This window comes from Fibrobacter sp., from assembly GCF_017545445.1.
Taxonomy (GTDB): domain Bacteria; phylum Fibrobacterota; class Fibrobacteria; order Fibrobacterales; family Fibrobacteraceae; genus Fibrobacter.
In genome coordinates this window covers 77,903-87,120 of sequence record NZ_JAFWOM010000030.1, presented here as the reverse complement: position 1 = coordinate 87,120, position 9,218 = coordinate 77,903, and the positions used below count along the sequence as shown (strand labels likewise).

Below are 9,218 nucleotides of genomic sequence, written 5' to 3'. Positions count from 1 at the left end.
GCATACGTGCTTCCAACCCTTCGGATTGTCGCCCAGGAAGATAGCCTTGAACTGGTTCATGCCCGCGTTCGTGAACATGAGCGTCGGGTCGTCATGCGGAACCACCGGCGAAGAACGCACAAAGAGGTGGCCCTTGGATTCGAAGAACTTGATAAAGGATTCGCGCACCTGCGCAGAAGTCATTTTTTCGGACATAGCTATTCCTTTGAATTTTTACGAGCGCAAAGATAGAAATTAGACGACAAATTCTCAAGTCGAGCGTCGCGGCCAAGAGTGTGCAAATTTGATCAAGCATAAGCCATTTATGGACTTATATTTGATAAATGCCGCCACAGACGCGAAGCGTCAACCTTGCTTGGACATGACCGAGACTAGAATTTGGGATTGGAACGAAGTGACAATCCAAAGACGAGAGACGAGAGATTTGATTAAGAAAAGGGGCAAGCCTTCCCCTCGCTTCAGCCCTTACGGGCTTCCGCTACCCCTTCTAACGGGAACACCATGAGCCTGCCCCGGACATGTTCCGGGGTAACGCCCCGATAAACGCAATAAAAAAGCAGATCCCGTCCCCATTCGCGGATCATGACTACTAAGCAGCAAAGCTGCAAGTAGTCAAAGAGAACGGAGTCCGGGATGACAGCTAGGAGAACTGTGTAAGGCGACCCCGCAACAAGTGCGGGGTGACAAAAGCGCCAATAACCATTGACCTACAACCAACAACTAATGACTATTGACTAATGACTAGCAACCATCAACTAATACAGCTTTTTCATGTCAGTGAGTTCGCCGTTTTTCTCATGGAACAACGTAAGCGAGCCACCTTGGATTTGCTGGAAAATCTTGGTGAGTTTTGCGACAGCGGCAGCTTCTTCAAAACCGATTTCGTTGTAAGCCGTTTCACCAATCACAAGCCCGATATTCATCATATCCGGAGCTTTACGACGCAGATAATTTAACAATTCTTCGTCACTGTTGATTTCATCCGTTGCAGTGAGCTTTTCAAACTCTGCCGGATCGCGAGTGCTGACATGCAACGGATACATATCATCAGCAACAATCTGTTTAGAATTCAAATAAAGCACATTACCTACATACAAGCTAATCGAATCGTTCAAAACCTGACGTACTTCAACCAGCACATCACTCATAGACGAAGCTTCCTGCATTTGGATTTTAGACGGGCCGCAAGCCATCAAGGCAAGCGAAATAGTAGCGAGAGCCACAAGGAAAAGTTTTTTCATGATAATCCTCTTTAGTAGTAGGAAGTAGGCAGTAAACAGTGGTTAGTAAATAGAGTTGTTAAAAGAGCTTTCTTATTACATTCCTAGCAACAAACCAATGGCTAATGACTAGCAACCATGGACCAATATACAATTATTCGCTTTCAGGGAAAAGTAAACAAAAGTTAATAGTTCATGGATAATAGTCAATAGCCGATGGTCATTAGTCAGTAGAAACAACCAATGACCAATAACTAATGACTAACAACTAACAACTAATGACTAATGACCAACAACTAAAATTCAAAAAAGCCCCCCGAATTTCTCCGGGAGGCTTACTTCTATACACCAAATTCTTTATTTAGCTTCGTAATCCAAAATAAGTCTGCAATAGCCTTTTTCGACGATAACGTTATCCGGGCGGAGGTACACACGTTCCATTTCCCAGTCGCCTCTAGACCAATGCTGCGGATCAACATCTTCACCGTCAAAATCATCCTGCCAAAGCTTTGTGAAGGTCTTGGTAGCCGTATCATACGAATAAACTCGGACGTAGTCAATCTGTTGTTCAACCGGGAGGCCAACACCTTTTGCCCAGGTACCAGTCCAGGCAGCACTCTTAGAAGCCCAAAGGTTGAAGCGGAGAGATTGTTTTTCGGTCAAGAACTTAACCTGGTCTGCATCAGCGTGGGTACCGCGGCTCATGCCAAGCGTGTCGCGACGGACTTCAACGCTGTCAATTTCCCAAGCCACGTATTCCGGCGTCCAGACCATAGCATACAAATGGAAGCCCTGCGTAGCGTCAAAGCCAAAATCGTGAAGTGGCTTACTTTCGGAGGCCGTATTCGACTTGATGGACGGATCGCCTTCACGAGTGATGATATTAGACTGCCAAGAATTAGGAGCCTTACCGAGAACTTCAATATCAATTTCGTTCCACGGTTCGTTTCCCTTTTCCCAAGAGTTGTCATAGTAAAGGAACATGGAGCTCACGGAACCCGAAATAGCGGCCATTCTCATGCGAGCTTCGAAACGGCCATACTTGAACTGGTCAAGGCCAGTGAGTTCTGCACCATAAAACTTATAAGTCTTGCTTGGATCAATTTCAGTCAACGTCGGAACGCTATATGTGAACTCCGGATTCGGCGTAACAGCGGCAGAACTTGCCGGAGCTGCAGCGGAACTAGTCGGAACAGCAGCTTCAGAACTCGTCGGAGCCGCAGCGGAACTGGTCGGAACAACGGCATCAGAACTCGTCGGGGCAACTGCAGAACTTGCCGGAAGAACGGCATCGGAGCTTGTCGGTGCAGCGACCGTTTCAGAGCTTGCCGGAGGAACAACAGCCACAGAACTAGAAGAAACTTCACCAATCGGACCCGGAGGGGCAATTAAATTAACATCAGAGTTGGATTCAGAACATGCTGCCAAAAAAGCTACGGCAACCATCGGAAGGATAAACTTTTTCATAATGACCTCTTTTCTTGATTATAAGATAGATTTTGATTGTTTCAGAAGCACGCTAGACGACAGCATTGATAAAGCCATCCGTATCAACTGTACTAAAAAAAACAGTCCAAAAGTTCGTTTTTATGTGATTTTCGCCACATTTAACAGAAAATTCAAGTCATTTTCCGAAGTTTCTTGATTTGCAAAGTATTTCGTAAGAAAAATACAAGCGAGACTATCCCTTTCGGACGCACCAAATGGTGCATTTTGTACCTTGTCCTCCCTCTTTTTAATATGTATATTGCGCTTTACAATTAGTTGACAGAGAAAAAAAGGAAAAATCGAGTTCGTTCTTTTTTTACAACGGGGAAAGTTAAGTAACTTTTTAATTGTAACGACAGCAGGGCTCGAAACAAAAGAGGTTATATGCAGGAAGCATGGCTTGGCTTTAGAGGCGGTCGCTGGCAAGAAGAAATAAACGTCCGCGACTTCATCCAAAAGAACTACACCCAATACGACGGCGACAAGTCGTTTTTACAAGGCCCGACCGAAGCAACGAACAAGCTTTGGGCCGAATTGCAGGATTTGCAGAAGAGGGAAATCGCAAAGGGCGGTGTCCTCGACATGGATACAGACGTTGTCTCCACGCTCACGAGCCACCCGGCTGGCTACATTTCCGAAGAAACTAAGGATCTCGAAAAGATCGTCGGTCTCCAGACCGATAAGCCGCTCAAGCGCGCTTTCATGCCGTTCGGCGGCATCAAGATGGCAGAAGAATCCTGCAAGAACTACGGTTACACGCCGAGCGAAGAACTTCACCGCATCTTCACGGAATTCCACAAGACGCACAATCAAGGCGTTTTCGACGCTTACACTCCTGCCATGCGTATGGCCCGCAAGGCCCACATCATCACCGGCCTCCCGGACACTTACGGACGTGGACGTATCGTTGGCGACTATCGCCGCGTAGCCCTTTACGGCATCGACTACCTCATCGCCCAAAAGAAGGCTGACAAGGCTCTGACCGACTTTACGGACATGCGCGAACACGTGATCCGCGAACGCGAAGAACTCGCCGAACAAATCAAGGCTCTCGAAGGCATGAAGACGATGGCGAAGATTTACGGCTACGACATTTCGAAGCCGGCAAAGAACGCCCGCGAAGCCGTGCAGTGGCTCTACTTCGGCTACCTCGCCGCCATCAAGACGCAGAACGGTGCTGCCATGAGCGTGGGCCGCGTCTCGACGTTCATCGACATTTACATGACCCGCGACTTGCAGAACGGCGTCATTAACGAAAGCGAAGCCCAGGAAATCATCGACCACTTCGTGATGAAGCTCCGCATGGTGAAGTTCGCCCGCATCACAAGCTACAACGAACTGTTCAGCGGCGACCCGGTGTGGGCGACGCTCGAAGTTGCAGGCCTTGGCCAAGACGGTCGCCACCAGGTGACCAAGAACGACTACCGCTTCTTGCACACGCTCGTGAACATGGGTCCGTCTCCAGAACCGAACCTCACCATTCTGTACAGCCCGCGTCTTCCGCACAACTTCAAGAAGTTCGCCGCCGAAATTTCTGTGAAGACAAGCGCCATCCAGTACGAAAACGACGATACGATGCGTCCGATTTGGGGCGACGACTACAGCATCTGCTGCTGCGTTTCTGCCACCCAGACCGGCAAGGAAATGCAGTTCTTCGGCGCACGCGCAAACCTCGCCAAGACGCTCCTTTACGCCATCAACGGCGGTAAGGACGAATGCCTCGTGAAGGGCGAACAGGTCGGTCCGGAATATCCGCCGATTACCAGCGACTACCTCGACTACGACGAAGTTGTCCACAAGTTCGAACTTTATATGGACTGGATTACGCACTTGTACGTGAATACGTTGAACTTGATTCACTACATGCACGACAAGTACTACTACGAAGCTGCCGAAATGGCGCTCATCGATACAAATGTCCGCCGCACGTTTGCAACGGGTATCGCAGGCTTCAGCCACGTTGTCGATAGTCTCTCTGCTATCAAGTACGCCAAGGTGAAAGTCATCCGCGACCCGGCAACAGGCCTCGCACAAGACTTCCAGATCGAAGGCGACTTCCCGCGCTATGGAAACGACGACGACCGCGCCGACGATATCGCCGTTTGGCTTCTCAAGACGTTCATGGCAAAAATCAAGCAGACTCCGACTTACCGCGATTCTGAACCGACGACTTCCATTCTTACGATTACAAGTAACGTCGTCTATGGTAAGGCAACAGGTGCTCTCCCGGATGGCCGTAAGGCTGGTGAGCCGTTCTCTCCAGGCGCAAGCCCAAGCTACGGTGCCGAAAAGCACGGTCTCTTGGCATCGCTCAACTCTGTCGCGAAGATTCCGTACGAATACGCTTTGGACGGCATCAGCAATACGCAGACCATCAACCCGGATGCACTCGGCCACAACGACGAAGAACGTTCCAACAAGCTAGTGCAGGTGCTCGACGGCTATTTCGGCCAGAGCAGCCACCACTTGAACGTGAACGTATTCGGTGTCGAAAAGTTGAAGGACGCCATGGAACACCCGGAGAAGGAAGAATACCAGAACTTCACGATCCGCGTTTCCGGCTACGCTGTGCGCTTCATCAAGCTCACTCGCGAACAGCAGCTCGACGTGATCGCCCGCCAGGCCCACGGCGTGCTCTAATCGCACCGCGAATGCGCCACGGTCGCTCAAAACCACAAAAGTACCGCGACCAACGGGGCGTTGCTTGGCAAAGCGCGAAAGCGAATTTAAGCTAAAAAGCTCCCGAAAGGGAGCTTTTTTGTTTGAAACAACTATCCGCACAGAGGCATTACATACTAAAAAAGAAAAACGTACGTCTTAGTATGTAAAAAACGCCCTAAAAGAGCCCAAAAGTTCATGAAATAAGCCAAAATCGAGATTCAAACGTCCCAAATTGACTCCAAAACACACTTTCAGAGCAAAAAATTACATACTAAAATCCATAAATCAAATTTTAGTATGTATTCATACAAACTCTATAAACCGCGATTACATACTAAAATACGCCAAATACGATTTTAGTATGTAATAGATTCACGCCACGATGTAATTTTCGTTCTTTTGACGGCGAGCATACACGGATTCTAAGAACTGGATGACAGAATCCTTGTCGCGGACAAGCCCACGTTTATGGCTCAGGCAAAAACGCGTCGGAGCAAGCGACTTCAAAAGTGCGATCTGCTCGCCAAGAATTTGCACATTATAAACATCTGGCGTTCCGTGTCCCACCATCGGGTAAGTCGCATCACCCAAAAACACATAATCATCCACGATAAGCGCCAACGAGCCTTTTGCATGGCTGTTCGGAATCGGCAAAATCTGGATTTTAACGCCATCGACAAACGAAAGCGGCGATGAGACAACCACCTTTTCGCGGTCGCTCATTTCGCCTACCACTTTTGACGCATGCGAGCCAACATAAAGAGCATCAAAATCGAGCGAGACCTCGCCATTGCAATGACGCACAACATTTAGCAGGTGGTCACGATGAAAATGCGAAATGACGATATTCTTTTTTAGTGGAGCCGCGGCATCCCCCTCAACTTTACAGTCCGCAAAAACACGCGGCAAATCATTGATAAACTGTACCGCCTCATCGCAAGCACCCACGTCAAAAATCCACCACGCGCTATCGCCACGCACAGCAACAACATCCGCGCTCAGCGGCTCATACGAAACTTGCAAATACTGGATTCTATCAGTGAGCTTTACGATTCTTGGCACGACGCCAAAGATAGAAAATTTTCCTTACTCTTTATCCTTGTAAACGATGGTGTAAACATCGTAAAAATTCAGGTACTTGACTCCAATATACTCAGCAGGGACTTTCACTCTATAATCGGCAAAACAAATGCAATTATGCATGGGACGGCTATCATAATCTGGATAGTATTCAAAAACATCATAAACAAGTAAAGTATCGTCATGACGTTCCAGCTTGACATCTGTTACATGCCCATATTCGGCACAACCAGCAATCGTATTCAGGAAAAAAACAGCGGAGCCGTCTTCGTTCATCACGAAATCAATGGATTCATCACCCCATTCGGCTCTTTTTGCCAAATGCCCGCCGCCACACGAACCTTTTCCCACCTCATACTCAGAGGATTTTTTCGACTCCGTATTTAGGCTTGTAGAAGTGCCTGAGCCACCAACGCCAGAATCATCGGAGCAAGCGTTAAACGTCACAAAGGCCACTACAGCCACCATCAAAACAAGCAATGATTTTTTCATAAAGATATCCTCCTCATCACTCTTTTAAAAATAGATTAACACACTTTCAAAAGATGCATAATTTTATAACAATATCGCACATAAATCCGCTACAACCGCCTTTTTTTTCGGAGTTTGTATTATATAGAGAAAATTCGCTTTTATGCGGTGCTAGACTTTTTTATTTTTGAATCATGACTCTCGGAAGAATCAATAAACTCGAAACGTTCGGATCGGTCGATGGGCCGGGCATTCGATTCGTCGTCTTTACGCAAGGCTGCCCCATGCGCTGCAAGTTCTGCCACAATCCAGAAACTTGGAACTTCGGGAATAAAAACGCGAACGGAACTGACAACGGCTCGTTCGAAATTTCTGCAGAAGAATTGCTGAAAAAAGCTATCCGCTACAAGCCTTACTGGGGGAGCGACGGCGGCATCACAGTAAGCGGCGGCGAACCACTAGCGCAAATTGACTTCATGATCGAATTCTTCGAAGCCGCAAAAGCAGCCGGAGTCCACACATGCGTCGATACGAGCGGAGTCACATTTAGGCGCACCGGCGAAACTTTCGCGAAAATCGAACGCTTCCTAAAGTCAACCGACCTTTTGCTGGTCGATATCAAGCACATTGACGAAGACGCGCACAAGGACCTCACAGGCCACGGCAACGAGAACATCATCGAGTTCTTCCGCTACCTCGACAGCATCGAGAAGCCCATCTGGATCCGCCATGTGCTTGTGCCAGGCATCAGCGATAACGATGAAGCTCTCACACGCACGCGAGACTTCATCCGCACACTCAGCAACGTCAAACGCGTCGAAGTACTGCCCTACCACGCATTCGCATTGAGTAAATATCAGGAACTCGGCATCGATTACGCACTCAAGGACACGCAAACACCCACCGCCGACCGCGTTGCAAATGCCAACGAGATTCTCGAAACCGAAAAATACACGGGCTGGGAAAAAAAGTAGGATGTAGGCGGTAGGATGTGGGCTATGGGCTCGCTCCCTACGGTCGCTTTGAGGTATGGGGATAATTCAAAAAGACGAGGCGCGCAGCCCCGTCTTTTAAAGGTCAATAATCAATCCTTTTTAGCCTTTAATGTTATCACTCATACTGAACATCGGCATATACATTGCAATCAAGAGGCCACCGACGGCGCCACCCAAAAACACGATAATCAACGGTTCAATCATACTCACCACGGCATCCACAGCGGCATCCACTTCTTCATCGTAGAAATCTGCAAGTTTCAAAAGCATACCGCCCAAGTTACCCGTTTTTTCACCCACGCCCGTCATCTGGATCACCATGGGCGGGAAAATGCCCACTTCTTCCATCGGCTCGGCAATAGATTTACCACCAGCAATACCAATCGATATTTTATGAATAGCCTTTTCAACAACTTTATTGCCTGCAGTTGACGCAACGACCTTCAAAGCATCCATCACAGACACACCTGCATTCAAAAGCGTCCCAAGCGTTCTCGAAAACCCAGCCGTTGACGATTTGATCTGCAAATCACCTATCTTTGGAACCTTTAGCATAAACTTGTCCATTGCAAATTGAGCCGCAGGTATTCGCATAATCATCTTATACGTAAAAATAATGAGGACAAGCCCAATGAACAAAAATCCACCATTATCTCGTATAAAGTCCGAAATTCCCATCACCACTTGCGTCGGAGCAGGGAGTTCCGCATCGAGAGCTGCGAACTGTTCCGCAAACGTCGGCACCACGAACGTCATAAGAGCGATCACCACGAGAATACCGACAATGATAACCATGACCGGATACGTCAACGCTTTTTTCACTTTGCGTTTAAGGCGCTGGTTATTTTCAAGCGTTTCAGCCAAACGAGCAAGAATACCTTCAAGGATACCGCCAGCTTCGCCTGCCGCCACCATGTTGCAATACAGGGAGTCAAACACTTTCGGGTGCTGCGCCAAAGCATCTGCAAGCGAAGAACCTCCGTTAATCGACTGCGTGAGTTTATGCACAACGCTCTTAAGTTCCGGGTTTTCGCACTGCGCTTCAAGAATGTTCAAGCACTGCAACATCGGAAGACCTGCCGAGCACATAGACGAGAACATACGCGTAAAACGGGTAAGGTCTTCGGACTTGATACCAGAACCGATCTTAATCTTGATTTCAGTCGGCTTTTTCTTTAAGCTCGTAATGACGAGACGGCGACGAAGCAATAGAGCTTCGGCTTCCGCTTTGTCTTTTGCTTCGAGAGAGCCTTCGAAGTTGTTGCCCTGCGAGTTTTGGGCCTTGTATAGAAATTCTGGCATA

8 protein-coding genes are annotated in these 9,218 nt (G+C 48.1%); 2 read left to right on the top strand and 6 right to left on the bottom strand.

The annotated features are described in order from the left end of the window. The 3 genes from IKG78_RS04015 to IKG78_RS04005 form a co-directional block, all read right to left on the bottom strand. The coding region (locus tag IKG78_RS04015; protein ID WP_366074728.1) for an alanine--tRNA ligase-related protein at nt 1-183 on the bottom strand (183 nt) is incomplete at its 3' end. A 572-nt stretch (nt 184-755) separates the two neighbouring features. After that, nucleotides 756-1,241, bottom strand: coding sequence for a hypothetical protein (locus tag IKG78_RS04010; protein WP_290939677.1), 486 nt, complete (start codon nt 1,239-1,241; stop codon nt 756-758). Nucleotides 1,242-1,577: 336 nt separating this feature from the next. After that, nucleotides 1,578-2,687: a glycoside hydrolase family 16 protein gene (locus tag IKG78_RS04005; protein ID WP_290939674.1), complete on the bottom strand. Its 1,110-nt coding sequence runs from the start codon at nt 2,685-2,687 to the stop codon at nt 1,578-1,580. A gap of 405 nt (nt 2,688-3,092) precedes the next feature. Here IKG78_RS04005 and pflB point away from each other — a divergent pair, with 405 nt between their 5' ends. Further along, nucleotides 3,093-5,348, top strand: a complete 2,256-nt coding sequence (gene pflB, locus IKG78_RS04000; protein WP_290939671.1) for a formate C-acetyltransferase — start codon at nt 3,093-3,095, stop codon at nt 5,346-5,348. 393 nt (nt 5,349-5,741) lie between these two features. On the opposite strand, the gene IKG78_RS03995 is transcribed toward pflB, so the two are convergent. Beyond that, nucleotides 5,742-6,431 carry a hypothetical protein gene (locus IKG78_RS03995; protein ID WP_290939668.1) on the bottom strand — a complete coding sequence of 230 codons (690 nt, stop codon included), beginning with the start codon at nt 6,429-6,431 and terminating at the stop codon, nt 5,742-5,744. Between the two features lie 24 nt (nt 6,432-6,455). After that, nucleotides 6,456-6,941: a hypothetical protein gene (locus tag IKG78_RS03990; protein WP_290939665.1), complete on the bottom strand. Its 486-nt coding sequence runs from the start codon at nt 6,939-6,941 to the stop codon at nt 6,456-6,458. Nucleotides 6,942-7,114: 173 nt separating this feature from the next. Between IKG78_RS03990 and pflA the strand changes: the two genes are divergently transcribed. Next, nucleotides 7,115-7,894, top strand: a complete 780-nt coding sequence (pflA, locus tag IKG78_RS03985) for a pyruvate formate-lyase-activating protein (RefSeq protein WP_290939663.1) — start codon at nt 7,115-7,117, stop codon at nt 7,892-7,894. Nucleotides 7,895-8,014: 120 nt separating this feature from the next. Here pflA and IKG78_RS03980 read toward each other — a convergent pair whose 3' ends face one another. Further along, nucleotides 8,015-9,217: a type II secretion system F family protein gene (locus IKG78_RS03980; RefSeq protein ID WP_290939660.1), complete on the bottom strand. Its 1,203-nt coding sequence runs from the start codon at nt 9,215-9,217 to the stop codon at nt 8,015-8,017. Nucleotide 9,218 lies beyond the last annotated feature (1 nt).